Source organism: Bradyrhizobium lablabi (genome assembly GCF_018129385.1).
In the GTDB taxonomy this organism is placed as follows: domain Bacteria; phylum Pseudomonadota; class Alphaproteobacteria; order Rhizobiales; family Xanthobacteraceae; genus Bradyrhizobium; species Bradyrhizobium lablabi_C.
Genome location: NZ_JAFCLN010000011.1, coordinates 1 through 25114, shown reverse-complemented (window position 1 = coordinate 25114; position 25114 = coordinate 1). Strand labels below are relative to the sequence as shown.

The 25114-nt window shown below is 64.2% G+C and carries 18 protein-coding genes; 7 read left to right on the top strand and 11 right to left on the bottom strand.

Going from position 1 to position 25114, the window contains the following annotated elements; translation table 11 throughout:
- The first annotated feature begins 113 nt into the window (after window positions 1-113).
- Window positions 114-986 (top strand): efflux RND transporter periplasmic adaptor subunit, encoded by an 873-nt coding sequence (locus JQ628_RS20415; protein WP_212224866.1) that lies wholly within the window; start codon window positions 114-116, stop codon window positions 984-986.
- A 247-nt stretch (window positions 987-1233) separates the two neighbouring features.
- On the opposite strand, the gene JQ628_RS20410 is transcribed toward JQ628_RS20415, so the two are convergent.
- On the bottom strand, window positions 1234-2070 hold the full coding sequence (locus tag JQ628_RS20410; protein ID WP_212224864.1) for a caspase family protein: 837 nt from the start codon (window positions 2068-2070) through the stop codon (window positions 1234-1236).
- Between the two features lie 361 nt (window positions 2071-2431).
- On the opposite strand from JQ628_RS20410, the gene JQ628_RS20405 reads away from it, so the two are divergent.
- The 3 genes from JQ628_RS20405 (at window position 2432) to JQ628_RS20395 (ending at window position 7078) form a co-directional block, all read left to right on the top strand.
- Entirely contained in the window at window positions 2432-4174 is a 1743-nt protein-coding gene (locus JQ628_RS20405; RefSeq protein WP_212224862.1) for a hypothetical protein, read from the top strand.
- Between the two features lie 201 nt (window positions 4175-4375).
- Window positions 4376-5338 carry an acetyl-CoA carboxylase carboxyltransferase subunit alpha gene (locus JQ628_RS20400; RefSeq protein WP_212224861.1) on the top strand — a complete coding sequence of 321 codons (963 nt, stop codon included), beginning with the start codon at window positions 4376-4378 and terminating at the stop codon, window positions 5336-5338.
- Between the two features lie 264 nt (window positions 5339-5602).
- Complete coding sequence (locus JQ628_RS20395; RefSeq protein ID WP_212225094.1) at window positions 5603-7078, top strand: L,D-transpeptidase family protein; 1476 nt, start codon at window positions 5603-5605, stop codon at window positions 7076-7078.
- 80 nt (window positions 7079-7158) lie between these two features.
- Here JQ628_RS20395 and JQ628_RS20390 read toward each other — a convergent pair whose 3' ends face one another.
- From JQ628_RS20390 to secA, 5 genes are all read right to left on the bottom strand, one after another.
- Complete coding sequence (locus JQ628_RS20390; RefSeq protein WP_212224860.1) at window positions 7159-8349, bottom strand: ABC transporter permease; 1191 nt, start codon at window positions 8347-8349, stop codon at window positions 7159-7161.
- Window positions 8350-8351: 2 nt separating this feature from the next.
- On the bottom strand, window positions 8352-9512 hold the full coding sequence (locus JQ628_RS20385) for an ABC transporter permease (RefSeq protein ID WP_212224859.1): 1161 nt from the start codon (window positions 9510-9512) through the stop codon (window positions 8352-8354).
- Window positions 9509-10189: an ABC transporter ATP-binding protein gene (locus JQ628_RS20380; protein WP_249128196.1), complete on the bottom strand. Its 681-nt coding sequence runs from the start codon at window positions 10187-10189 to the stop codon at window positions 9509-9511. Before JQ628_RS20380 ends, JQ628_RS20385 begins: the two co-directional genes overlap by 4 nt.
- Window positions 10190-10238: 49 nt before the next feature.
- The gene (locus tag JQ628_RS20375; RefSeq protein WP_212224857.1) at window positions 10239-11291 is read right to left on the bottom strand and encodes an efflux RND transporter periplasmic adaptor subunit; all 1053 of its coding nucleotides are present in this window, start codon (window positions 11289-11291) and stop codon (window positions 10239-10241) included.
- Window positions 11292-11670: 379 nt separating this feature from the next.
- Entirely contained in the window at window positions 11671-14514 is a 2844-nt protein-coding gene (gene secA / locus JQ628_RS20370) for a preprotein translocase subunit SecA (RefSeq protein WP_212224856.1), read from the bottom strand.
- A 436-nt stretch (window positions 14515-14950) separates the two neighbouring features.
- Between secA and JQ628_RS20365 the strand changes: the two genes are divergently transcribed.
- The gene (locus JQ628_RS20365; protein ID WP_212224854.1) at window positions 14951-15874 is read left to right on the top strand and encodes a peptidylprolyl isomerase; all 924 of its coding nucleotides are present in this window, start codon (window positions 14951-14953) and stop codon (window positions 15872-15874) included.
- 219 nt (window positions 15875-16093) lie between these two features.
- On the opposite strand, the gene JQ628_RS20360 is transcribed toward JQ628_RS20365, so the two are convergent.
- From JQ628_RS20360 to JQ628_RS20340, 5 genes are all read right to left on the bottom strand, one after another.
- Entirely contained in the window at window positions 16094-16861 is a 768-nt protein-coding gene (locus JQ628_RS20360; protein WP_212224852.1) for a DUF4167 domain-containing protein, read from the bottom strand.
- A gap of 498 nt (window positions 16862-17359) precedes the next feature.
- On the bottom strand, window positions 17360-18244 hold the full coding sequence (prmC, locus tag JQ628_RS20355) for a peptide chain release factor N(5)-glutamine methyltransferase (protein ID WP_212224850.1): 885 nt from the start codon (window positions 18242-18244) through the stop codon (window positions 17360-17362).
- 175 nt (window positions 18245-18419) lie between these two features.
- Window positions 18420-19499, bottom strand: a complete 1080-nt coding sequence (gene prfA / locus JQ628_RS20350) for a peptide chain release factor 1 (RefSeq protein WP_212224848.1) — start codon at window positions 19497-19499, stop codon at window positions 18420-18422.
- A gap of 56 nt (window positions 19500-19555) precedes the next feature.
- Window positions 19556-21823 carry a phosphoenolpyruvate--protein phosphotransferase gene (gene ptsP, locus JQ628_RS20345; RefSeq protein ID WP_212224846.1) on the bottom strand — a complete coding sequence of 756 codons (2268 nt, stop codon included), beginning with the start codon at window positions 21821-21823 and terminating at the stop codon, window positions 19556-19558.
- 498 nt (window positions 21824-22321) lie between these two features.
- Window positions 22322-23575 (bottom strand): aspartate kinase, encoded by a 1254-nt coding sequence (locus JQ628_RS20340; protein WP_212224845.1) that lies wholly within the window; start codon window positions 23573-23575, stop codon window positions 22322-22324.
- Between the two features lie 197 nt (window positions 23576-23772).
- On the opposite strand from JQ628_RS20340, the gene JQ628_RS20335 reads away from it, so the two are divergent.
- The gene (locus tag JQ628_RS20335; RefSeq protein WP_212224844.1) at window positions 23773-24240 is read left to right on the top strand and encodes a PH domain-containing protein; all 468 of its coding nucleotides are present in this window, start codon (window positions 23773-23775) and stop codon (window positions 24238-24240) included.
- 14 nt (window positions 24241-24254) lie between these two features.
- Window positions 24255-25010: a bifunctional 2-polyprenyl-6-hydroxyphenol methylase/3-demethylubiquinol 3-O-methyltransferase UbiG gene (ubiG, locus tag JQ628_RS20330; protein WP_212224843.1), complete on the top strand. Its 756-nt coding sequence runs from the start codon at window positions 24255-24257 to the stop codon at window positions 25008-25010.
- Window positions 25011-25114 lie beyond the last annotated feature (104 nt).

The window sequence follows — 25114 nt, the reverse complement described above, 5'->3', positions numbered from 1 at the left end:
GGGTTGATTAGCAAAAGTTGCCGGCAGGGCGAAGCGATCCCAGGGGCTTATCCGCTTTGCCCACATTCCCCCTTCTGCTATCGGTAGTTCCGACAACGGAAAACGCCCTCACCATGCGCCATTTCGCCCTTCGTCCGCTTCTCGCCGCCCTCCTCCTCGCCACCCCCGCCCTCGCCGCGGATGACCCCGCCGGCGAGCCTCCCGCGCGCGGCCCGGCGGTCACCGTGCTGAAGGCTGCAAAGGCCTGCTTCAACAACAATGTCGAGGTCTCCGGCATCGTGCTGGCGCGGGAGGAGACGGCGGTGCGGCCGGAGCGGTTCGGGCTGAAGGTTTCGGAAATCCTGGCCGATGCCGGCGAGACCGTCACGGCCGGCCAGCAGCTTGCCCGCCTCACCCCGCCCGAGGGCGGCGTCGTCAACGTCACCGCGCCGGTGGCGGGGCTGATCTCGCAGTCCTCGGCGGCGATCGGGGCGGTGGCCGGGGCCAAGGGCGAGGCGCTGTTCTCGATCATCGCGCGCAGCGAATTCGACATCGTCGGCATGGTGCCGGTGAAGGATCTCGGCCGGCTCCAGGTCGGCCAGCAGGCGCGGATCAAGATCCCCGGCGCCGGCGAGGTCGACGGGCGCGTGCGGCGGGTGGCGCCGACCGTCGAGCCGAACAGCCAGCTCGGCCAGGTGATCATCGGCATCACGCCGGCGCGGCGGTTTCTGGTGAACTCGTCCGGGCGCGCGCTGATCCGCACCGGGCAGAGCTGCAACATCTCGGTGCCGCTCACTGCGGTGCTCTACGGCAGCGCCGGCACCGTGGTGCAGGTAATCCGCCGCGGGCGGGTGGAGACCAAGCGCGTCGAGGTCGGGCTGATGTCGGCCGGACAGGTCGAGATCAAGGAAGGGCTGGTCGAGGGCGACACCGTGGTGGCGCGCGCGGGCGCCCTGCTGCGCGAGGGCGATCCGGTGCGGCCGGTGGCGAGCGCGGAGGCGAAGTAGGGTCCGCATTTTCGATAGAGCTGATCCCCTCACCCGGAGCGGTGGTCGCGGAGAGAACCCCTCATCCGGCGCTTCGCGCCACCTTCTCCCACAAGGGGAGAAGGAGAGAGAGCGTCGCAAGCAAGCAATAACCAGCTGCAAACGATCTCGTCATGGCCGGGCTTGACCCGGCCATCATCAACAAAAAGGGATTCCTGCGAAGAGGATGGATGCCCGGGTCAAGCCCGGGCATGACGAGGCGCGGAGCTCAGCCGCCGAGGCTGACTTCTTCTACCAGCGTCGAACTCACCGTCGGGACCTGCTCGCCGTCGGAGGCGCGGGTGATCGAGATGCGGGTCTTGTTGAAGACGCTCTCGAGGCCGGTCTTGGCGCTGAAATTGTTCAGGAGCTCGGAGACCAGCACGCTGTTCTGGCCCTTGGAATCGTCGACCACCTTGCCGGGCGTCGCCGAGGTCAGGATCAGGGCGTTGTCGGGCGCGGCGATCGGGGCGAGACCGTGGGAATAGGAGCGGAAACGGCGCTCATAGGGGTTGCGGCGGGAGGCGTCGATCACGACCAGCTTGGCGCGGGCGCCGCTCTCCTTGATCTCCTCCAGCACGGATTCGACCGAGATGCCTTCGCGCTTGACGTCCTTTTCCTTCCAGATGCGAGCGTCGACCGGAACCATGAAATTCTCGCGACCCGCCTCCACAGCGTAGCCACCGAAGAACAGCATCACCACGGCGTCCTTGTTGATCTTGCCCTTCAGCCGCGCGATCGCGCGTTCCATGTCGTCCTTGCTGGCGTCTTCCACCACCTCGACGTCGAAACCATTGCGACGGAGCGTACCGGTCAGCGCGCGGGCGTCGTTGATCGGCTGCGCCAGGGGCGCGGCGGCATCGGGATAATTGCCGTTGCCGATGACGAGCGCGACGCGGGCGGGCTTGCCGAGATCGGCGGTCTGCTCGGTGCCGATCGCCTTGGCCGCATCCAGCGCGCGCTTGTTCAGCGCGGCATGGGCGCCGATCGCCAGCGACACCGCGCCCAGAAGGCCGGCGACCAGCGCGATGGAGCGACGGGAGATGCCAAGCTGCCTAACATTCATCGGTTCATTCCTGTCGTCATCAAAGGCGCGCGCGAACGAACGTTTAGTCGCGCCATCAAGGCTTAGGTTTGAGGGATTGGCCGGGGTGGTGCCGTTCAATTGCGCTCAATTTGCGGCAGCGCACCCAAGCAACCCTTAACCCGCCCGGTGGCTAACCGCAAGGCGATGCAATCGTTCCGGCTTAAGCCATTGTTCCGATAGATGAATTTTATTGACCCCTTCGGCCGTCCTGCTTGCCATAAGAAGGTAAACGGCGGGCCTTTTCCGTGACAGGGGTCACATCTGGTATTTGGCATTTAATCGTGCAATTTTTCAAAGACTTGAGTTTGGGGCAGAGCGCCGGCGCGAGAAAAGAGCCTGCATGGGGTTTCACTATTTTGCCGGCGCGGCGTTTCGTGCGCTCACCGCCCACAAGGACGGGCCGTCGCTCTATGACGTCTGCGACCCGCTGCTGCTGAAATATTCCGGCGGCGACCAGCATCTCGGCCAGTTCTATCGGACCGCGCTCGGCAACCCGGCGCTGCGCCCGCTGCTGCGGCGGACGGGACTACCGGCGCTGCGCGACGAGACGCGGCTGGCCGCGTTGCGCGCGGCGCTGGTGCATGCGCGCGACGACAATGATCCGGACTGGACGGCGGTGGGGGCGCCGGTGGCCGAGCTGATGGAGGGTATCGGCGTGCGCCATCCGCAGCCGCCGGCGGCGACCGCCCCCGCCCGCGCTCCCGGCATGGCGGAGATCGAGAACGCGATCCGGACCTGCGCCAGGCACCTGCTGCGGTCGTATTCCAGGAACGGTTTCATCCCGACCTATGCGGCGTTCAACCTGCTCGGCGACCCCGATATGGGCGGGCGGGAAATGCTGATGGCGCTGACCGGGCTGAATTCGCGCGGCTACAAGAACTCGACGCTGCTGTTCTCGCTCGCCCGCATCTTCATCGCGCATTCGCCGGCGCGCGCGCTGATCAACCCGCCATGGAAAGGCATTGCCGAGCCGATGTGGCAGCCGATGCAGATCCGGCATCGCTCGGCCTATTACGATGCGTTCTTCACGGAGGCGCTGCTGTCGTTCATCGAGACCGGGCTGGCGTCCGCTGAAGAGAGCAGCGCCTCGCGGCGGGCGATCGACGACATGGTGGATTTTTGCCTGCGCATCAGCCGCGAGGAGGTGGCCTCGCTGAACGGTTCCACGGTGAACGTCGTCACCGCGCTGGCGCCGCTGCCGCATCCGCGCTTTTCGCGCTTCTTCCAACAGATCAAGCAGGACCTCGGCTTTGGCGTCTATGTGCCGGACTGCGACACCACCGCGTGCTCGTTCTCGGCGGCGACGCAGGCCGGTTCCAGCGATCCGATGCTGGACCAGCCGCTGCTCGACTTTTATAGCGGCCTTCAGGTACGCGAAGGCGCCAACGAACCTCGCGTCACCGTGCCGCTCAACGATAACGTCGATTACGAGGGCGGCGTCGTCACCTGGATCGACAGCCTTGCCGGCGAGCGCCCGTTCGGCAACGACCTCGATCCGACGCTCAATCTCGATATCCTGGAAGTCTCGTTCCGCAACCTGTCTCGCTGGAAGATTTTGGAGACGCCGTCGCGGCTCGCCACCGTCCACCGCATCATCGCGTTCCAGAAGAAGCTGGTGGAGAGCGGCGCGTTCGCCCATCCCCGCTCGCACATCTATTACCTGCCGGAGCTTTACTGCGCCTATTTCGGCCGCTGCTATGCCGCCTTCCTGGCGCTGCCGCTATCAGCGCAAGCCGTGATCGATCCGGACGGGGTTTTCGACATCATCCGCGGCCATGTGCTGGCCTATGTGCAAACCGAACTGATGGCGCACGAGATGAACCCGTTCGATGCGGCCCTCGCTTTGATGGCGCTCGCCCATCTCGGCGCCGATGCCGCGACCTTCACGCCGGCACTGGCCTGCATCGTCACAAATCTCGGCGAGGGCGGGCGGCACGGGCCGTACAAGGCCTATGAATGGAACAAGATGAAGACCCCGACCCGCATTCTGGTCGGCGGGCCGGAGGTCACCTCGGCCTTCGTGCTGATGGCGCTGGCGCTGGCGCGGCGGACCATGAAGCAGGGCGCGCGCCATTCTTCGTGAAAGGGGCGGCTTGACTTCGCGCCCGTCTGCCCCGAAACAGCGCAAGTCTCGACCTCGCCTCGACTACGCCTTACCGGTTGCGGGTTCGGACGGTCCGCAGAAGCGGATCGAACCACGCGCTAAATCATTGAAGAATAGTGCTTTCTCCGATGCGGCCAGATCCGCTTCGCGGGAGAGCGCAGACCTCCCTATATTGCCTTGATGCCGGACCCGATGATCATCTACCTCGAATTCGAAAAGGCCGTCGCCGAACTCGAGGCCAAGATCAACGAGTTGCGCACGCTCGCGGCTTCCGGCAGCGACATCGGCGACGAGGTCGCCAAGATCGAGGAGAAATCGGCGCAGGCGCTGGCGGAGCTCTATGCCAACCTGACGCCGTGGCAGAAGACGCTGGTCGCGCGCCATCCGCAGCGGCCGCATTTCACCGATTTCATCAAAGGCCTGATCACCGACTTCACGCCGTTTGCCGGCGACCGCAAGTTCGGCGAGGACGAAGCGCTGATGGGCGGGTTCGGCCGCTTCCAGGGCGAGCCGATCTGCGTGATGGGCCAGGAAAAGGGCGACAGCACCGATTCCCGCATCAAGCACAATTTCGGCATGGCGCGGCCGGAGGGCTATCGCAAGGCCGTTCGGCTGATGGAGATGGCCGACCGCTTCGGCATTCCCGTGCTGTCGATCGTGGATTCCGCCGGCGCCTATCCCGGTATCGGCGCAGAGGAGCGCGGGCAGGCCGAGGCGATCGCCCGCTCGACCGATGCGTGTCTCTCTCTCGGTGTTCCAAATGTCGCGATCGTCACGGGCGAGGGCATGTCGGGCGGCGCGATCGCGATCACGACCGCCAACCGCGTCTTGATGTTCGAGCACGCGATCTACAGCGTGATCTCGCCGGAAGCCGCCTCCTCGATCCTCTGGCGCGACGGCACCAAGGCGCAGGAAGCCGCCAACAGCATGAAGATCACCGCACAGGACATGCTGCGATTCGGCGTGATCGACCGCATCCTGCATGAGCCGCCGGGCGGCGCCCACCGCGATGCCGCCGCCATGATCGCCACCACCGGCGAGGCCATCGCGCAGGCGTTTGCCGAACTACAGGGCCTCGATGCCGATGCGGTCCGCAAGCAGCGCCGGCAGAAATTCCTCGATATCGGCCGGAAACTGGGCTGAAAAGCCGGGAATTCCCCGCTATTCGCGGCCAAAATTGTTCCCCTGACCCGGATTTGGCCGCAATTAGGCCCCGAGGCCGATATTTAAGCTGATGTTGACCATGGTTGATTTGGAACGGCCCGGGCGGCTCCGTTCAGGTTGCGACGCAGAAGCCCGATTGGTAATGTTTTAGTCAATGGCTTCAGGGCAATGCGGCATGGTTGGGGTTGCCTCATTCGTCCCGGTGGGTGTGGAGCTCTATCTTTGATTTCTCGCTCAAGGCTGCTGATTTCTCGCTCGCCGCTACGCGCGCTTCTGACCGCGGCCGTGCTTACGGCCGGGGCTGCGCTGCTGGCCGGCTGCAACACCGACGACATTTCCCTTGCCAACAACGCCAAGGCCAACCAGCCGGTCCCGCCGAAACTGATCCAGGCCATGGTCGAAAAGGACATGGACCTGAACTCGCCGATCCTGGTCCGCATCTTCAAGACCGAGGCCGAGCTCGAGGTGTGGAAGCAGAACCGCTCCGGCCAGTTCGCGCTATTGAAGACCTATCCGATCTGCCGCTGGTCGGGCGACCTCGGTCCGAAAGTGAAGGAAGGCGACCGCCAGGCGCCGGAAGGTTTCTACTCGATCACGCCGGCGCAGATGAACCCGCAATCGCAGTTCTATCTGTCGTTCAACACCGGCTATCCGAACGCGTTCGACCAGGCGCTGGGCCGCACCGGCTCGCAGCTGATGGTGCATGGCGACTGTTCCTCGCGCGGCTGCTACGCGATGACGGACGAGCAGATCGCGGAGATCTATTCGCTGGGTCGCGAATCCTTCTTCGGCGGCCAGCGCTCGTTCCAGCTACAGGCGTTCCCGTTCAAGATGACGCCGGTCAACATGGCGAAACATCGCAACAACCCGAACATGCCGTTCTGGAAGATGATCAAGGAAGGCTATGATCATTTCGAGGTGACGAAGCAGGAGCCAAAGGTCGAGTTCTGCGAGAAGCGCTACGTGTTCGATCCGATCCGCAGCCCCAACGCCACCCGCGATCCCGTCTTCAATGCGTCGGCCAAGTGCCCGCCCTACGCGATCCCCGACGACATCGCAGACGCGGTGCGCGCGAAGCAGGATCGGGAAGCGGCCGAGACCGCGAAGTTGATTGCGCGCGGCACGCCGATGGCGAAGCTCAACCAGGGCATCGACGGCGGCATGAACAAGGTGTTCGCCGCCAAGGTGCAGGACGGCAGCACCGGCCTGTCCGAAGGCGGCGACGGCCAGGGCCTGTCGCTGCTGGCGCTGTCGAAGGCGCCGGGCACGATTCCCTCGCATGTCAATCCGCCGAAAATGCCGAGGCTGACGCCGGAGGAAGAGCCGGTCGTGGCGGTGTCGAGTTCGACCTCGGCGCCGGCGACGCGCGTTGCCGCCGCAACGCCGGCGCGCGAGGAGAAGTCGGAAGGATGGTTCTCCAGCCTCGCCCGCAAGGTCGGCATCGGCGGCTCCGATACGACCGCGAGCGCTTCGCCCGCACCGGCGAAGCCGAAGGCCGAGAGCAAGCCCGTGGGGCCCTCGATCGCCCGCGCCACCGCGGCGGCGCCGAAACAGACCGAGACGAAGCAGGCCGCTGCTGCCGCAAAGCCGGCGCTGAAACCTTCGGTCACTGATACTCCCGCCGCCGCGCCCGCTCCGGCGCCAGCCGCCCAGGTCGCCGGCTCCGCGCCGATCGTGCAGTCGAACTCGTTCGAAAGCCGCTTTGGCGCGATGAAGTAGTTCATCGCCCATCCGCCGAACTACACCGAAGATTCAGACCCGTTTGTCCCGCCAAGCGGGCTTCGCGGAGTATGCCAAGCTCAGTTCGGATACAGCCCCGCCACGATCGGCATCCGCGCGGCACGCAGCGCCGGAAACAACCCACCGATCAGCCCGACGATCAGCGCGAGCGCAACGCCTTCGGCGATGAGCCGGGGGCTCAGCCTGAAGTCAAACACCACCTGCGTGAAGTTGCCGCCCAGGGTCGAGGCCGAGACGCCATCGAAGATCAGCCAGGTGGCGGCCGCCCCGAGCAGGCCGCCAATGGCGGCGAGCAACAATGACTCGGCCAGCGTGCCGACGAACGCGGGAAAGCCGCCAAAGCCGATGGCCCGCAATGTCGCAATCTCGGTCGCGCGTGCTGCCACCGACGAATACATCGTGTTGAGCGCGCCGGCGAGCGCACCGAGCGCCATTGCGATTGCGAGCGGCCAGCCGAGCTTCTGGATGAGATCGGAGGTTTGCGACGCCTGTTCGGCGAAATACCCCGCTTCGGATTTGACGTCGAGCTTCAGCCGCGGATCGTTGTCGCTATAGCTCTTGAGCTCATTCAGTGCCGCCGGACCGGTGAGGCGCGCGCGCACGGTCTGAACGATGTTGTTGCGGTTGAACAGGCTCTGCACCACGTTCAGATCGGCCCAGATCTCCGACTCGAACACGCTGCCGCCGGCCTCGAATACGCCGACCACCGTCCAGCGCGTCGCGCCGAACGATACAATGCTGCCGACGTCGAACCCTGAGAACTCCCGCTGCAAGGCCTTGCCGACCACGACCTCGTTGCTGCCGCGGTTGAACATGCGGCCCGCGATGATGGTGATGTCCTTGCGCAACGCGGCGCCCTGCTCGCCGATCCCGCGCAGCGGCAGGTTGGCCTTGGTGCCGGTGGAGCGCTTGATGCCGTCGACCACGAGATAGAGTTCGGGAGAGATCAGCGGCTTGCCGTCGCCGCCGCGGGCGATGCCCGGCCCGTCCTCGACCAGCCGCACCTGATCGCGACTCACCGTGCTGTTGATTTCGGCCTGCGAGCCGGCGCGGAGCACGATGGCGATGTCGTCAGCCCCGGACCCCGCGATGGTGCGCTGGAATCCGTTGGCCATCGCCAGAAACGCCAGCAGCACGATCACCACCAGCGCGATCGCAATCACCGTCGAGAGCGACAGCCAGCGCCGCTGCGCGATGCTCCTGAGATTGATGGAGGTGACGGCCGCCACCTGAAGCCAGAGCGAACGCATTGCTATCCCCGTCCGAGCGCGGTTGCGATCTTGAGCCGCATGGCGTTGAGCGCCGGAATGATCCCGGTGATCAGTCCAAGCGCGATCATCAGCGCCAACCCTTGCAGCATTATGGATGGCGATACCGCAAAAGCCGGCGCGACGTTGGTGAGGCTCGCGCGCAGGGCCATGGCGATCAGAGCTGCAATCGCAAGTCCCGGTACGCCGCCGAGTAGCGCCAGCAGCACGGACTCGCCAAGCACCATAGCCAGGATGCGCGGGCCTGAAAATCCGAGCGTTTTCAGCACACCGATCTCGCGGGTGCGCTCGCGGATCGACAACGCCATGGTATTACCGACGATCATCAGAATGGTGACGAAGGCGGCACCCACCACCAGGAACACGATCAGCGCGATATTGCCGAACTGCGCTATGAACGCCTTGCCGAACGCCTTTTCGGTGTCGGTCGAGGTCTCGGCGGTGGAATTGGCGAACATCGCGTCGATCGCTTTCGCCACACGATCGTTGTTGTCGGGCGAAGTCGTTTGCAGGATCATCCAGCCGATGGTGTCCTTGCCGAAACTGCGGGTCTCATCGAAATAGGCATACTGGAACAAGAGGAAGTTGGTGTCGACGTGCTCGACTTTGCCCTTGACGATGCCGGCGATGGAGAGGTCCCAGGTGTGGCCGCCGCTCTTCTGGCTGAAGATGTTGCTCTGAACGGGAATGCGATCGCCGATCTTCCAGCCCCATTTTTGCGCCAGCTTTTCACCGACCAGTGCGCTGCCGCGATCGCGGGTGAAGGCCTGAAGCTGCTCGGGCGGAACATCGAATTCGCTGCGATAGACGTCGAAATAGCTGTTCGGCTCGATCGCGAGCGCCATGACGATGTTCTTCGGGTCCTGATAGTAGCCGCCGAACCAGTTGGCGAAGGTCACCTGCCGCACCCCCTCCACCGCACGCACGCGGTTGTAGTAGGCGATCGGCAGCGGTTGGGTGAAATTGATCTTGTTGACGGTGATCATCCTGTCAGCGGCGGCGCGATCCTCCCCCAAGGTGAAGGCGCGATAAAATCCGGCGAGCACGCCGAAGATCATGAAAGCGATCAGGATCGACACGATCATCAGGATCGCGCGGAGCTTGCGGCGGAACAGGTTTTTCCGCACCAGATCGAAGTCGTTCACGCGGCAAGCTCCCGTTCGACGAAACTGCCCTTGTCGAGGTGCAGAACGCGTTTGGCGTAACTGGCTGCCGCCGGGTCATGCGTAACCATCACGATGGTTTTGCCGAGCTCGCCATTGAGCAGTTGCAGGATCGAAAGAATCTCGTCGGCTGATTGACGGTCGAGGTCGCCGGTCGGCTCGTCGCACAAGAGCAGGTTGGGGTCCGAGACGATGGCGCGCGCAATCGCAACCCGCTGCTGCTGGCCGCCCGACATTTCGCGCGGGCGGTGCTTGACGCGGTCGGCGAGACCAACCACGGAAAGCGCGGTGTGAACGCGCGCCGCGCGCTCCTTGCGGCCCAGCCTGGTGAGCAGCAGCGGCAATTCCACGTTCTGCGCCGCGGTCAGCATCGGCATCAGATTGTAGAACTGGAAGATGAAGCCGATATTGGCGGCGCGCCAGGCCGCAAGTTCGCCCTCGGAGAGGCCGTCGATGCGATGGTCCGCGACCGCGATCTCGCCCGCGTCGACGTGATCGATGCCCCCGAGCAGGTTGAGCAGCGTCGTCTTGCCCGAACCGGACGGCCCCATGACTGCGACGAAATCGCCACGAGGAATTGCAAGATCGAGATGGTCAAAGATCGAGATCGTTTCCTTTCCCTTGGTGAAACGCTTGCTCACGCCGGTAAGGCGAACCATCGGATGTTCGGCTGTCACGCTTGTTTCCTCCGGGGATTCTGGCTGGAAGCTAGTTTGCGGCGGCCTCGGTGGCCCCATTTGCCCTGGCCTCGCGCAGGAAATTCACCTTTACCGCCATGTCCGGCAGGATGCGCGGGTCCTTCTTGTCGAAACGGATACGCACCTTCACGGTGGCTTTCTCCCGGTTCGCGGTCGGAACGATGGCGATCACCGAGGCGGGAATGGTCCAGTCCGGATAGGCATCGAGCATCGCATTCACGGCGCCGCCGGGGACGACCCGGCCGATGAAGGCTTCGTTGACGTCGACCTCGATTTCAATCGAATCCATGTCGACGATGGTGCAGATGCCGGTGCGCGTGAAGCCGCCGACCGACATCGGCGAAATCATCTCGCCGGGCTGCGCGCTGCGGTCGATGACGACGCCGCCAAACGGCGCCCGGATCTGGTGCTTGTCGAGCATCGAACCGCTGCGCTTGGCGTCGATCTTGGCGGTCTCCAGTTGCGAGCGCGCCTGGCGCAATTGTGCACTGAGCACACCAACGCGGGCTTGCGCCTTGGTCAGATCGGCCTCCGTCGCAAAATTCTTCTGCGAGAGTGTTTGCACACGCGACATGATCCGGGTCGCGTCATCAAGATCGGCTGATATGGCGGCCACCGCAGCATCGGCCGTCTCGACGCGCGAGCGCGCCAGTTCATAGTCCTTTTCGGCAAGCACGCTGTCGAGCCGCGCGACGACCTGCCCCTCCGTCACCGTCATGCCCTCGTCGATGAATATCTCGACCACCTTGCCGGTGATCTCGGCCGCTACCGTCGCCTTGCGGCGCGCAACGACGTATCCCGAGGCCGCGAGACTGCCACCCTCTTTACTGGTTTGCGCGGCCTGTGGAGGCGGCGTCTGCGGTTGTGCGGCTGTCTGCGGTGCAGGCTCCCTGGGAGCTTCTTGCTTGCGAAATTCGGCAACGCCAAACCCGGCAAACGCGGCCACGGCACAGCCGGCGACGATTCCCGAGATCAGCCCCCAGCGGCGGCCCGATCGGCTCACCTTCTCCGGGCTGCGATCAATCGCAAGCGACCTCAGCAACTCGCTCTTGTCTTTGGTCATCGCGCGGCTCCACCGACCGCTACATAGTATGTTCGCGCCGAAGTTGATAGCGTGGGAAGATGGGTTCCCTGTCGCAACTCTTGCGACTCATTGGCTCGTCTGACGCAGGACCCTCATGCGCGCGACAGATGACGTCCAGGTGGTGCTTCGGTCAAGAGGTAGCGGACGGCCGACGCGTCATGCCCCGCCACCGGGTCTCGCCTTCGGCGCGCCCGATGACAGGCTCCAGCGGGGCATCCAGTATTCCGTAAATTCGAGGGATAACCGAGACGCTGCGGCGTACTGGATCATCCGCCGGAGCCTGTCATCGGGCGCGCATTCGCGCGACCCGTTGGCGGATGATGACGTCAGAGCAAGATCACGCGCCGCGCAGCAACGCCTAAGCGTACTTCCCGTGGCAGTGCTTGTACTTCTTGCCACTACCGCAGGGGCAATCCTCGTTCCGGCCGACCTTGCCCCAGCTCGCCGGGTTGTTCGGGTCGCGCGCGGCGCCGTTGGTGTCGGCGGGCGCCAGCGAAACATTGGCAAAGGCCAATTCGTCCTCGCCGGTGTTCGGATCGAACTTGTGCGCCTCCATCATCGGCAGCGGCTCGGGCGGCTGCTCCGGCGGCACGATCTCGACCCGCATCAACTGCGCGGTGACCGCTTCGCGCAAATGCGCGATCATGGTCTCGAACAGGTTGAAGGCTTCCGACTTGTATTCCTGCAAGGGATCGCGCTGGCCGTAGCCGCGCAGACCGATGACCTGGCGCAGATGGTCGAGCATGACCAGATGCTCGCGCCAGAGATGGTCGAGCGTCTGTAGCAGAATGGTCTTCTCGACGTAGCGCATCACGTCGGGGCCCCATTGCGCCACCTTGGCGGCCATGTGCTCATCGACGGCCTTTTCGATCCGCGCCAGCAACTCCTCGTCGGCGATGCCTTCTTCCTTGGCCCATTCGTCGACCGGCAGGTCGATGCCGAGCACGCGGTTGAGCTCTTCCTTCAGGCCGGCGACGTCCCACTGCTCGGCATAGGCATGCTCCGGCACGTGCTTGGTCACGACGTCGTCGACGAAGGCGTGGCGCATGTCGGCGACGGTTTCCTGAACGCTCTCGTCCTTCATCAGGTCGACGCGCTGGTCGAAGATCACCTTGCGCTGGTCGTTCTGGACGTTGTCGAACTTGAGCAGGTTCTTGCGGATGTCGAAGTTGCGGGCCTCGACCTTCTGCTGCGCCTTTTCCAGCGCCTTGTTGATCCAGGGATGGATGATGGCTTCGCCCTCTTTCAGGCCGAGCCGCTGCAACATGGAATCGAGCCGGTCGGAGCCGAAAATCCGCATCAGATCGTCTTCCAGCGACAGGAAGAACTTTGAGCGGCCGGGGTCGCCCTGACGGCCGGAACGGCCGCGGAGCTGGTTGTCGATGCGGCGGGATTCATGCCGCTCGGAGCCGATGATGTAGAGGCCGCCGGGCTTCCGCTCGGTCTTGGCGGCCTTCGAGCCCTTGGCGGGCTCGATCTCGAAATCCTCTTCCGCCTTCAGCACGATCTCGCGGAAGCGCTCGATGTCGGCCTTGATCTGCTCGATCTTCTTCGCCTTCTCGGCCTCGTCGGTGATCCCGGCCGTCTCCTGCTGGATGCGCATGTCGAGCGAGCCGCCGAGCTTGATGTCGGTGCCGCGGCCGGCCATGTTGGTCGCGATGGTGATCGCGCCGGGCACGCCCGCTTCCGCCACGATATAGGCTTCCTGCTCGTGGAAGCGCGCATTCAGCACCGCAAACAGTTTTGAGGGTTTTCCGGCGCGCGCGGCGGCGTACAATTTCTCCATCGCGCTTTCGTTGCCGAAATCGATCTGCTTGTAGCCGTGCTTCTTGAGGTATTCGGCCAGCACCTCGGATTTTTCGATCGAGGCGGTGCCGACCAGCACCGGCTGAAACCGTTTGTTGGCGCGTTCGATCTCGGCGAGGATCGCGGCATATTTCTCGGTCTGGGTGCGGTAGACCTCGTCGTCCTCGTCGAGGCGGGCCACCGGCAGGTTGGTCGGGATCTCCACGACCTCGAGCTGGTAGATGTCGAACAATTCGTCGGCTTCGGTCGCGGCCGTGCCGGTCATGCCCGCGAGTTTTTCGTACATCCGGAAATAGTTCTGGAAGGTGATGGAGGCGAGCGTCTGGTTCTCCGGCTGGACCTGGACGTGCTCCTTGGCCTCCAGCGCCTGGTGCAGGCCTTCGGAATAGCGGCGGCCCGGCATCATGCGGCCGGTGAACTCGTCGATGATCACGACCTCGCCGTCGCGGACGATGTAGTCCTTGTCGCGGGTGAACAGCGAGTGCGCGCGCAGCGCCTGGTTGATGTGGTGCACGACGGAGACGTTCTCGACGTCGTAGAGCGAATCGCCCTTGAGCTGGCCGGCGTCGCGCAGCAGCACCTCGATCTTCTCCATGCCGGCTTCGGTCAGCGTCACCGTGCGCTGCTTCTCGTCGACCTCGAAGTCCGTGACCTTCTGAAGGTTCGGCATGAAGGTGTCGATGGTGTTGTAGAACTCGGAACGGTCGTCGAGCGGGCCGGAGATGATCAGCGGCGTGCGCGCCTCGTCGATCAGGATCGAGTCGACTTCGTCGACGATGGCGAAGTAGTGCCCGCGCTGGACCATGTCCTCCAGGCGATACTTCATGTTGTCGCGCAGATAGTCGAAGCCGTATTCGTTGTTGGTGCCGTAGGTGATGTCGCAGCCATAGGCCGCCTTGCGCTCGGCATCGTCGAGGCCGTGCACGATCACGCCGGTGGTCAGACCGAGGAAGGAATAGATCTGGCCCATCCAGCCGGCGTCGCGGCGAGCGAGGTAGTCGTTGACGGTGACGACATGGACGCCGCGCCCGGCAAGCGCGTTCAGATAGACGGCGAGGGTCGCCACCAGCGTCTTGCCTTCGCCGGTCTTCATCTCGGCGATGTCGCCTTCGTGCAGCACCATGCCGCCGATGAGCTGGACGTCGAAATGGCGCTGGCCGAGCGTGCGCTTGGCCGCCTCGCGGACGGTGGCGAAGGCGGGCACCAAGATGTCGTCGAGCGTCTTGCCCTCGGCGAGCTGCTTCTTGAATTCCTCCGTGCGGGCCTTCAGCGCCTCGTCCGAGAGTGCGGCGACTTCCGGCTCCAGCGCATTGATGGCGTCGACGCGGGACTGATAGCCCTTGACGCGACGGTCGTTCGAAGAGCCGAAAAACTTGCGGGCGAGCGCGCCGAGCATGCGAAATTCCTGTTCCTGCGGTCCTGCGTTGCAGCCGCTATTTTGTCAGATCATGTTGCGATTGGAGCCAGCCGCAACATGCTCTTTTATCCTTGTTTGAGCACGACCATTCGGAAAACCGGTTTCCCCTCTTCCAGATCGTGCCCGGATTGCCATCAACTCACCGTGACGCATCGCGGTGCCAGGCCCGGAGTGGGTCATCCGCCAATTGAGTGGGAATTAGGCAATCCAAGGTTCAACGGCCAAAAACGCCAGCAAAATAAACGCTATCGCCATTGACACGATGGGCCAGAGATATGGCCGGGCCCGGGGGTTGTCAACGTAGCGCCCATGACCGGGAATTCATGATTTTGACAGACTTTTCGCGTTGCCAAGCCCCCATGATTGGGCGAGTGTCCCGCCGCCCGACAACCTCCCGTCTCGATAAGGATTTTGCATGACCTTCCCGTTCCCGGAAACGAAAACCGGCCTGCGTTTCGGCCTTGCCACGGCTGCGACCGGATGCCTCGCCCTGGTCCTGCTGGCCGGCTTGCCGGCGCGCGCCGTCGACGATCCGGTGCTCGCCAAGGTTAACGGGTCGGAGATCCGCCAGAGCGACGTCGCGCTGGCCGAGGAGGAACTGGCGCCGAGTCTACAGCAGATGGACCCGGCGAGCCGCAAGGACAATGTGCTGTCGTTCCTGATCGACCTCAAGATCGTCTCCAAGGCGGCCGAAGACAAGAAGATCGAGAACACCGATGACTTCAAGAAGCGCCTCGCCTTCACCCGCAGCCGCCTGTTGATGGACAATCTGCTCGCCACCGAGGGCAAGGCGGCGACCACTGACGACGCCATGAAGAAGGTCTATGAGGAGGCCGCCAAGCAGATCACCGGCGAGCAGGAAGTGCGCGCCCGGCACATCCTGGTCGAGACCGAGGACGAGGCCAAGGCGGTGAAGGCCGAGCTCGAGAAGGGCGCCGATTTCGCCGAGCTCGCCAAGAAGAAATCAAAGGATCCGGGAGCAGCCGACGGCGGCGATCTCGGCTTCTTCACCAAGGAGCAGATGGTGCCGGAATTTTCCGCGGTCGCCTTCGCGCTCGAGCCGGGCAAGATTTCCGATCCGGTGAAATCGCAATTCGGCTGGCACATCATCAAGGTCGAGGAAAAGCGCAATCGCCAGGCGCCGGGCTTCGATCAGGTCAAGGGCCAGATCGAGACCTACGTGACCCGCAAGGCGCAGGCCGATTACGTCGCCAAGCTGCGCGAGACCGCCAAGGTCGAGCGGCTGGACAAGCCCGCGGATGCGGCGGCCAAGCCCGATGCAGCAGCAAAACCGGACGCGGCCAAGCAGCCGGCTCCGGCGGATGCGAAGAAAAAGTAAGCGGGACGCGACGGGAGCCTTCATCCTTCGAGACGCACGCTGACGCGTGCTCCTCAGGATGAGGTCTGGCACCTGCCGTCATTGCGAGGAGCGCAAGCGACGAAGCAATCCAGCTTTCTTCGTGCGGCAAAGCTGGATTGCTTCGCTTCGCTCGCAATGACGAAAATAAAAACGTCCCGGTGGTGAGCCGGGACGTTTTCTTTTGTGCCTTGAGTTCGCTTATTCGTTGCCGGGATTGAAATCCTCGCCCTGTGCGGCGGGCGCTGCGGCCGCGTTATCGGGACGCGGGCCGTGCGGACGGCGGCGCCGGCGCGGATAGCGCTCGCCGCCACCGCCTTCAAAGCCACTGGGACCGCCATTGATCTGCGGCTGCGGTCCGGTGATGAACGACGGCAGGCGATCGACGCCGCCGTTGTCCGCTATCGCCGGCTGCGGCTGCGGTTGCTGCGGCTGATATTGCGGCTGCGGACGGTGGTCGCGGTCGCGATCACGATCCCCCCGATGCTCGCGGTGTTCGCGCGGCTGCTGCTGATCGCGCTGATAGGGCTGCGGCTGGTCGCGCTGATTGTCGCGCATGTAGGGCTGCTGCTGCGGTTGCGGCACGAAGCCCGGCTCCTGGCCGAAATGCGAAAAATTGTCCGCATCGTCCTCGCCATCCTCGCTGGTCGAGATCTCGACAGGACCATCGCTGCGCGGCTGCGGCTGGTTCTGTCGGAATTGCTCCTGGGCCGCGGCGATCAGGCGGAAATAATGCTCGGCGTGCTGATAATAGTTTTCGGCGGCGACCGGATCGCCGGAGGAGCGCGCGTCGCGTGCAAGCTGGACATATTTCTCGGCGACGTGGGAGGCGGTACCGCGAATCTTGATGTCCGGCCCGTTCGATTCATAGACCCGCGTCATCGGGTTCTGGCCGCGCCGGTTGTTATTGTTGTTGTTATTATTGTTGTTGCGGTTGCGCATCCGCTTGTTGTTCTGACCGTTTCTCATGTCTTGCCTTTATTCCAGCCCTGAATTGTTACTCTTGGATCGTTACTCTTGGACCACCCTGTACGGCCTCGCACGGACGCGGCGCGCTCATGCACACCGGGTCACGATGTCATCCGAATCCATTCCGAAGTTGCCGACCATCGCGTTCGACAAAAGACGCGTTCCCCAACCGCCAGCGCTCGCCGCCAGCGGATCAAATCATTTCACCGTGCCGAAACAAGCCGTACTCTCTTGCGCAAGACATCCGCTGCGTAAGGCTTCTGTTACGTAACTCTTCAAGCGCAATTCAGGCTTTCGTTCACGTTGCGGTCGAGAGCGGCAAAACGATTGCGCTCGAATAGACCAGCGTTTTGGAACCGTTCAATCGGTGGGCTCACCATTTCTGGGCCCTACCCGCTTCCGTCAGCGGGTCCAGCAACCCCTGCACCGATTTCTTGGGCGGAACGTAGTCTCTCCGGACGAATATTCCAAGGGGTTTTTTTGCGTTCCAATCGGACATTATCGGGGCGTTTTGCGGGCTCCGACGGCCCGGGCGATACCCGCCAGATCGGCCCTGGGCGGGCCGGCCAGCGTTAGCCCGGCGGCCGTCATCAAAGCTTCAATCTCGCCCGCCTGGCCCTGCCCGGCCTCCACAACCAGAGCGGCGCCAGGGCCCAGAAGACACGCTCCTTGCGCGATCAGGGCGCGGTAGGCATCGAGCCCGTCGGTTCCGCCATCGAGCGCGAGATGCGGGTCGTGGTCGCGGACTTCGGACGCAAGATCCGCGATGTCGGCAGAGCGAATATAGGGCGGGTTGGAGACGATCAGATCGAACGGGCCCGACAGCGCCGAGGCGTAATCGCACTGGATGAAAGTGGCGCGACCGGAAAGGCCGAGGCGTGCGGCGTTGTGCGCGGCGGTTCGCAGCGCCTCAGCGTTGATGTCGGTGCCGATGCCGCTGGCGCCTGATAATTCGGACAACAGCGCCAGCAGGATCGCGCCGGTGCCGGTACCGAGATCGGCGATGCGGAGCGGGCGATCGCTCGCGCCGCCGGCGCGCAGCATTTCCAGTGCCAGTTCGACCACCGTTTCAGTGTCGGGCCGCGGCACCAGCGTCGCGGGCGAGAGATTTAACGGCAGCCCCCAAAATTCTTTCATTCCGAGAATGCGCGCGACCGGCTCGCCTGCGAGGCGGCGGCTTGCGAATGCTTCGAGGCGGATTGCTTCCTCCGATGTCAGCGTGCGTGCCGCTTCGGTGATCATGCCGGTGAGGTCGAGGTTTAGCGCCGCGCCGATCAGGAGGCGAGCGTCGAGTTCAGCGGAATCGATCCCTGATGATTTGAAGCGCGCCGCGAGCGCGCGGCGCGCGACGTCGATGGATTGGCCTGCCGGAGGAGCACTCATATGCTGCAACAATAATGATGTCGTCCCTGCGAAAGCAGGGACCCATAACCACAGGATTGTGTTGTTACGCTCGGTATCAACTCCGACTGCCTCTTACCGGTAGGCCGCGGCGCCGCGATGAGCGCAAATGCGCTCACGCTGGGGTCCCTGCTTTCGCAGGGACGACGGGAAAAACTTACGCCGCCGCGCCCTGTGCGGCGAGCAGCGCGGCCTGGTGCTCGGTGGTCAGCGCGTCGATCAGTTCGCCGAGCGCTTCGCCCGAGATCACCTGCGGCAGCTTGTAGAGCGTCAGGTTGATGCGGTGGTCGGTGACGCGCCCCTGCGGAAAGTTGTAGGTGCGGATGCGCTCAGAGCGGTCGCCGGAGCCGACCTTTTCCTTGCGGTCGGCCGAGCGTGCGGCGTCCTGGCGCTGACGCTCGGCGTCGTAGATGCGCGAACGCAGGATGTTCATGGCGGACGCCCGGTTCTTGTGCTGCGAGCGGCTGTCCTGCATCATCACGACGATGCCGGTCGGGATGTGGGTGATGCGGATCGCCGATTCCGTCTTGTTGACGTGCTGGCCGCCCGCGCCCTGCGCGCGCATGGTCTCGATCTTCAGATCCTCGTTCTTGATGTCGACATCGACATCCTCGACCTCGGGCAGCACCGCGACCGTCGCCGCCGAGGTATGGATACGCCCTTGGGTCTCGGTGTCGGGCACGCGCTGCACGCGGTGCACGCCGGATTCGAATTTCAGCTTTGCAAAAGCGCCGCGGCCCTGAACTTCGGCGATGATTTCCTTGAAGCCGCCGACCGTGCCTTCGCTGGCCGAGATCACCTCGACCTTCCAGCCCTGGAGGCTGGCGAACCGCTCGTACATCCGGAACAGGTGGCCGGCGAACAGCGAGGCCTCGTCGCCGCCGGTGCCGGCGCGGATTTCCAGCATGACGTTGCGGTCGTCCATCGCATCCTTCGGCAGCAGCGCGATGCGGATCTTTTGCTCGAGCTCGGCGCGCTTGGCCTGCAAATCGTCGCGCTCGGCTTCCGCCATGGCGCGCATTTCCGCATCGGTTGCGGGATCGGCGATGAGCTGCTCGGCGCCGGTGAGTTCAGCCTGCGCGGCGCGATAGGCCTTGACCGCGTCGATCAGCGGATTGAGCTCGGCGAGCTCGCGCGTGATCTGCACATAGCGTTCGGAATTCACCTGGCCAAGCAGCTCGTTCTCGAGCGAGGCATGGTGTGCGAGCAGGATATCGAGTTTGGCTTCGGGTAACATGGAGCGATCTCATCGGCGGAAGAAACGAAAGGTGGGTTGCGCGGGACAAAGGCCCGCTACAACGCCAAGCCCTCGGCTTCCGCGAATTCGGTCAGCTTCTGCCGGATCGACACGCTGCCGGCGGGCGCATCCAGCAGCGGCATGATGGCGGCCTCGGCCTTTTTCGCGTCGAGATCGAGAATCAGCGCCTTGACCGGGCCGTGCGCGGTTGCCGACAGCGACAGCGAACGGTAGCCGAGCGCGATCAGCGCCAGCGCGCCGAGCGGTTTCGAGGCCATCTCGCCGCACAGTGAGACGCCCTTTTTGGCCGCTTGCGCCTTCTGCACGATCTCGCGCAGCGCGCGCATGATCGGCGCCGACATGGTGTCGAACCGCTCCGACACCTTTGCGTTGCCGCGGTCGACCGCGAACATGAACTGGAACAGATCGTTCGAGCCGACCGAGACGAAATCGACCTTCTTCAACAGTTCGTCCATCTGGTAGAGCAGCGCAGGCACCTCCACCATGGTGCCGATGTCGATGCGCTCGGGCAGCGAATGGCCGTGCTGGCGCAGATAAGTCAGCTCGCGCTCGACGATGGCCTTGGCGGCGTCGAATTCGGAGACCTCCGAGATCATCGGGAACATGATCTTCAGCGAGCGGCCGCCACCGGCGCGCAGCAGTGCGCGGATCTGCCCGCGCAAGAGGCCCGGGCGGTCCAGCCCAAGCCGGATCGCGCGCCAGCCGAGCGCGGGGTTTTCCTCGACCACGGTTTCCATGTAGGGCAGCGCCTTGTCGCCGCCAATGTCGAGGGTGCGGAACGTCACCGGCTTGGAGCCGGCGGCATCCAGCACCGTACGGTAGAGCGCGAGCTGGTCGCTCGAGCGTGGCAGGCTCGGTGAGACCATGAATTGCAGCTCGGTGCGGAACAGGCCGATGCCGGCCGAGCCGGTGTCGTCGATATGCGGCAGGTCGATGGCAAGGCCGGCGTTGATCAAGAGCTCGACCGGCTGGCCGTCCCTGGTTTTGCAAGGCAGGTCGCGCAGCGCCGAATATTGCGCCTGCCGGCGCGCGCGAAAACGGACGCGCTCGGCATAGGCGGATTCAATCTCGCTCGATGGCCGTACATAGATCGAGCCGGAGGTGCCGTCGACGATGATGGCATCGCCGGGATCGGCGATGCCGGGCGCGTTCGGCACCTCGCCGACCGCGGGAATGCCGAGCGCGCGCGCCACGATCGAGACGTGCGAATTGGCGGTGCCCTCTTCCAGCACGAGGCCGCGCAGCCGCTTGCGGTCGTAATCGAGCAGCGCCGCCGGTCCCATCGCGCGCGCGATCAGGATGGCGTTGTCGGGCAGTTGCTCGCGGGTCGGGGCGTGGTCGCGCCCGACCAGTTGCCGCATCAGGCGGTGGCCGAGGTCTTCCAGATCGTGCAGGCGATCGCGCAAATAGGGATCGGTGGAACGCAGCATGCGCGCGCGGGTATCGGACTGCACGCGCTCGACGGCGGCTTCCGCCGTCAGGCCGGTGCTGACGGCTTCATGCAGCTTGTGCGACCAGCCCTGGTCATTGGCGAACATGCGGTAGGCTTCCAGCACCTCGCGGTGCTCGCCGCCTTCGCCCAAATCGCCGCGCTCCAGCATGCGGTCGAGATCGGCACGCAGTTTCGCCAGCGCCGCATCGAGCCGCTTGATTTCCTTCGGCAGGTCTTCGGCGATGTAATCCTTGATCACGACGCGCGGCTCGTGCAGCACCACGTGCCCAAGCGCGATGCCGTCGGACAGGACCGCGCCGGTCTGGTGCAGGGAACGCCGCGCCGCCGGCTCGGCGCCGGGCTGCGCCAGCGCGGACAATTCGCCGGAGGCGATCATCTCCGCCAGCACCATGGCGGTGGTCTGGAGCGCCTCGACCTCTTCCTCGACATAGTTGCGCTTGGCGCGGTTCTGCACCACCAGCACGCCGAGCGTGTTGCCGGCGCGCAGGATCGGGACGCCGAGGAAGGAGTGGTAGATCTCTTCGCCGGTCTCCGGGCGGTAGGAGTAGGCCGGGTGGCTTTGCGCGTCCGAAAGGTTCAGCGGGGTTGCTTCGCTCGCGACGAGGCCGACCAGGCCCTCATGCGCACTCAGCACCGTCCGGTGGACAGCGTCGCGGTTGAGACCCTCGGTGGCGTAGAGTTCGAGCGTGTTGTCGACGCGCAGCACATAGGTCGAGCAGACCTCGGCCACCATATTGGCGGCGATCAGCACCACGATCTTGTCGAGGCGCTCCTGTGCAGAGACCTGCTCCGCCATGGTTTCGCGGAGCCGTCGCAACAAGACGCGGGGACCTCCCGACGCGCTCCGCATTTGCAAACGATCCTCCCCCAAAGAGCCAGCCAGCCGGGTGGCCCGGCGCCGGCGTGTTACTCGGACAAACCAACAATTTTATTCAATCGACGCCGCCGCAAGCCCCAAAGACCGGCCGAATCGGATCGCCAAAACTGTGGCACAGTTTGCGGCAGCACCTATCGGGCCGTATAGCCAATCGAGGCTGGTTTTGCCAAGCAAAACGCCTGCCAGAGGTAATAACGTCTCTGTCAGCCCAATGCTGCGGTAGCTAACAGAAAATCATTCTAGATCGCTTCCGGGGTCAGCGGCCTTCATCCTTCGAGACGCGGCCTGCGCCGCTCCTCAGGATGAGGTCCGAGAACCGCGCAAGACGTCAGACCCTCATGGTGAGGAGCGCGGCAACGCCGCGCGTCTCGAACCATGACGGCCCCCTACCTCGCCTGCGGCCATCCTTCGAGACGCCGCGCAATGCGCGGCTCCTCAGGATGAGGTCCGGACGTTGGAGGCAGAGTCGGGCTAGACCTGATCCAGACCGTACAGCGTGTGCAGGGTGCGCACCGCGAGCTCGGTGTAGGCGGCGTCGATCAGCACCGAGAATTTGATCTCGGAGGTGGTGATGGCGCGGATGTTGATGTTGCGCCCGGCCAGCGCCGAGAACGCCTGGGCCGCGACGCCGGCATGGCTGCGCATGCCGCTGCCAATTACTGACACCTTCGCAACGTCGGTGGCGCTGTCGAGCCGCGCATAGCCGATCTTGCTCTTGGACGCGGTGATGGTCTCCTTGGCGCGGTTGTAGTCCGCGGCCGGCACGGTGAAGGTGAGATCGGTGGTCTTGCCGTCCTCGGAGACGTTCTGGACGATCATGTCGACGTTGATATTGGCGTCCGCCAGCGGGCCGAAGATCGCGGCGGCAACCCCGGGCTTGTCCTCGATCTGGCGCACGGAAATCTGCGCCTCATCCTTGGAGAAGGCGATGCCGGTGACGACGTGGCTTTCCATGATTTCCTCCTCGCTACAGATCAGCGTGCCCGGCGGCGTGCCGTGCGGGTCGATATCCTCGGGTTTGTCGAAGCTGGAGCGCACGAACACACGCACATTGTGCACCATGCCCAGTTCCACCGAGCGCACCTGCAAGACCTTGGCGCCCTGGGAGGCCAGTTCCAGCATGTCCTCGAACGCGATCTTGTCGAGCCGGCGCGCCTTCGGCACCACGCGCGGGTCTGTCGTATAGACGCCATCCACGTCGGTGTAGATGTCGCAGCGGTCGGCGTGGATGGCGGCCGCAACCGCCACCGCCGAGGTGTCCGAGCCGCCGCGGCCGAGCGTGGTGATGCGCCCCGTCTGCACATTGATGCCCTGGAAACCGGCGATGACGGCGACTTCCTTGCGATCCTTGAAGCGGCTGATGATCTCCTTGCCGTCGATCTCCAGGATGCGCGCCGAGGCATGCGCGTCGGAGGTCTTGATCGGGATCTGCCAGCCCTGCCAGGAGCGCGCCTGAATGCCCATGCCCTGGAGCACGATCGCCAGCAGCCCGGAGGTGACCTGCTCGCCGGAGGCCACTACCGCGTCATATTCGCGTGCATCGTGCATGGGTGAAGCTTCGCTGCTCCAGGCCACCAGCTCGTTGGTCTTGCCGGCCATTGCGGAGACCACCACGGCCACGTCATGGCCGGCGTCGACCTCGCGCTTCACATGGCGCGCGACGTTACGGATACGATCGATGTTCGCGACGGACGTGCCGCCGAATTTCATCACGAGGCGGCTCATGACGCTGCGTGCATTCCCTGAAGGAGGATAAATCGGGATGACCGCGCCGAAAACCGAAGCGCAGGCATTGAAACGCGCGTATACATAGCCATGCGGCCGGGGGCAAGCCGGTTCCTGTGCGCCTGGGACCGCGCCGGAACGGTGTGGCGCAGGGGTGACTTGTCAGGTATTCGAGGCACGTAACTGAGGCAGTTGGTATGGGGCGTTACATCGACGATATCCTGCAGCCCGAAGAAAAGGTGCTGTATTCCAACAACGCGCACTGGATCTTCTTCCTGCCGGCGATCGGGGGCTGGATCGTCGCGGTCGCGCTGTTTGTGCTCTCCGGGCTGATCCCGCAGGGCCCCGCCGTGATGCTGTGCTGGGCGCTGGCGGCCATCGTGGCCGCCTTCGCCCTGTACAAGACCATCACCGCCTGGTTCCACCGCTGGACCACTGAAACCGACGTGACGACGCTACGCGTGGTGCACAAGGAGGGTTTCATCTCCAGGAAGACCTTTGAAATGAACGTCGACAAAGTCGAGAGCGTCGACGTCACCCAGACTGTCCTTGGTCGCCTTCTCGATTATGGCGACGTGATGGTGCGCGGGATCGGCGAGGGCGACAAGGAAATCAAGACCATCGCCTCGCCGCTCGCGTTCCGCAACGCTATCATCGCGCGATAGGACGCGCGCCAATCATGGCCATGCAACGAAATCCTTCCGCCAGTGGCAGCACGGTCGATCCGGCCGAGGTCGCAAAATTCTCAAAGCTGTCGGCCGAGTGGTGGGACCCCAACGGCAAGATGGCGCCGCTGCACAAGATCAACCCGCTGCGGCTGACCTATATCCGCGACACCGCCTGCCGGAAATTCTCCCGCAACGCCAAGAGCCTCAATTGCCTTTCCGGCCTGCGGCTGCTCGATATCGGCTGCGGCGCGGGGCTATTGTGCGAGCCGCTGACGCGGCTGGGCGCGCAGGTGATCGGCGTCGACCCGTCCGAGAGCAACATCGCGGCGGCAAAACTGCATGCCGACAAGGGGCATCTGTCGATCGACTACCGCTGCACCACGGTGGAGCAGATGGATCACCGCGAACGCTTCGACATCGTGCTGGCGATGGAAGTGGTCGAGCATGTCACCGACGTCGGCGCGTTCCTGGCGCGATGCGCGGCGATGCTCAAGCCCGGCGGCATGATGGTGGTCTCCACCATCAACCGCAACTGGAAGAGCTTTGCGCTCGCCATCGTCGGCGCCGAATATGTGCTGCGCTGGCTGCCGCGCGGCACGCATCAATGGGACAAGTTCGTCACCCCGGACGAGCTCGCGCGTCACCTTGCCGACAACAAGCTCGCGGTCACCGAAGAAGCCGGCGTGGTCTACAGCCCGTTCGCCGACAAATGGAGCATCTCGTCCGACATGGACGTGAACTATATGGTGGTGGCGGAGGAGATGTAGCCGGGCTGCTTCCCCACAACGGATGTCGTCCCTGCGAACGTGTTCGGTCCCGTGGGATTGGCAAGAGCCTGGATGGGAGCTTGGTAGCCGAGGCATTTGAGGCG

Excerpts from the sequence above, each read along its gene's own strand:
- JQ628_RS20375 (WP_212224857.1), bottom strand. The coding sequence starts at position 11,291 with ATGACCAAAGACAAGAGCGAGTTGCTGAGGTCGCTTGCGATTGATCGC.
- JQ628_RS20390 (WP_212224860.1), bottom strand. The coding sequence starts at position 8,349 with ATGCGTTCGCTCTGGCTTCAGGTGGCGGCCGTCACCTCCATCAATCTC.
- JQ628_RS20405 (WP_212224862.1), top strand. The coding sequence starts at position 2,432 with ATGGGGTTTCACTATTTTGCCGGCGCGGCGTTTCGTGCGCTCACCGCC.
- ptsP (WP_212224846.1), bottom strand. The coding sequence starts at position 21,823 with ATGCGGAGCGCGTCGGGAGGTCCCCGCGTCTTGTTGCGACGGCTCCGC.
- prfA (WP_212224848.1), bottom strand. The coding sequence starts at position 19,499 with ATGTTACCCGAAGCCAAACTCGATATCCTGCTCGCACACCATGCCTCG.
- ubiG (WP_212224843.1), top strand. The coding sequence starts at position 24,255 with ATGGCCATGCAACGAAATCCTTCCGCCAGTGGCAGCACGGTCGATCCG.
- JQ628_RS20400 (WP_212224861.1), top strand. The coding sequence starts at position 4,376 with ATGCCGGACCCGATGATCATCTACCTCGAATTCGAAAAGGCCGTCGCC.
- JQ628_RS20335 (WP_212224844.1), top strand. The coding sequence starts at position 23,773 with ATGGGGCGTTACATCGACGATATCCTGCAGCCCGAAGAAAAGGTGCTG.
- JQ628_RS20410 (WP_212224864.1), bottom strand. The coding sequence starts at position 2,070 with ATGAATGTTAGGCAGCTTGGCATCTCCCGTCGCTCCATCGCGCTGGTC.
- JQ628_RS20365 (WP_212224854.1), top strand. The coding sequence starts at position 14,951 with ATGACCTTCCCGTTCCCGGAAACGAAAACCGGCCTGCGTTTCGGCCTT.
- prmC (WP_212224850.1), bottom strand. The coding sequence starts at position 18,244 with ATGAGTGCTCCTCCGGCAGGCCAATCCATCGACGTCGCGCGCCGCGCG.
- JQ628_RS20380 (WP_249128196.1), bottom strand. The coding sequence starts at position 10,189 with ATGGTTCGCCTTACCGGCGTGAGCAAGCGTTTCACCAAGGGAAAGGAA.
- JQ628_RS20340 (WP_212224845.1), bottom strand. The coding sequence starts at position 23,575 with ATGAGCCGCCTCGTGATGAAATTCGGCGGCACGTCCGTCGCGAACATC.
- JQ628_RS20360 (WP_212224852.1), bottom strand. The coding sequence starts at position 16,861 with ATGAGAAACGGTCAGAACAACAAGCGGATGCGCAACCGCAACAACAAT.
- JQ628_RS20415 (WP_212224866.1), top strand. The coding sequence starts at position 114 with ATGCGCCATTTCGCCCTTCGTCCGCTTCTCGCCGCCCTCCTCCTCGCC.
- secA (WP_212224856.1), bottom strand. The coding sequence starts at position 14,514 with ATGCTCGGCGCGCTCGCCCGCAAGTTTTTCGGCTCTTCGAACGACCGT.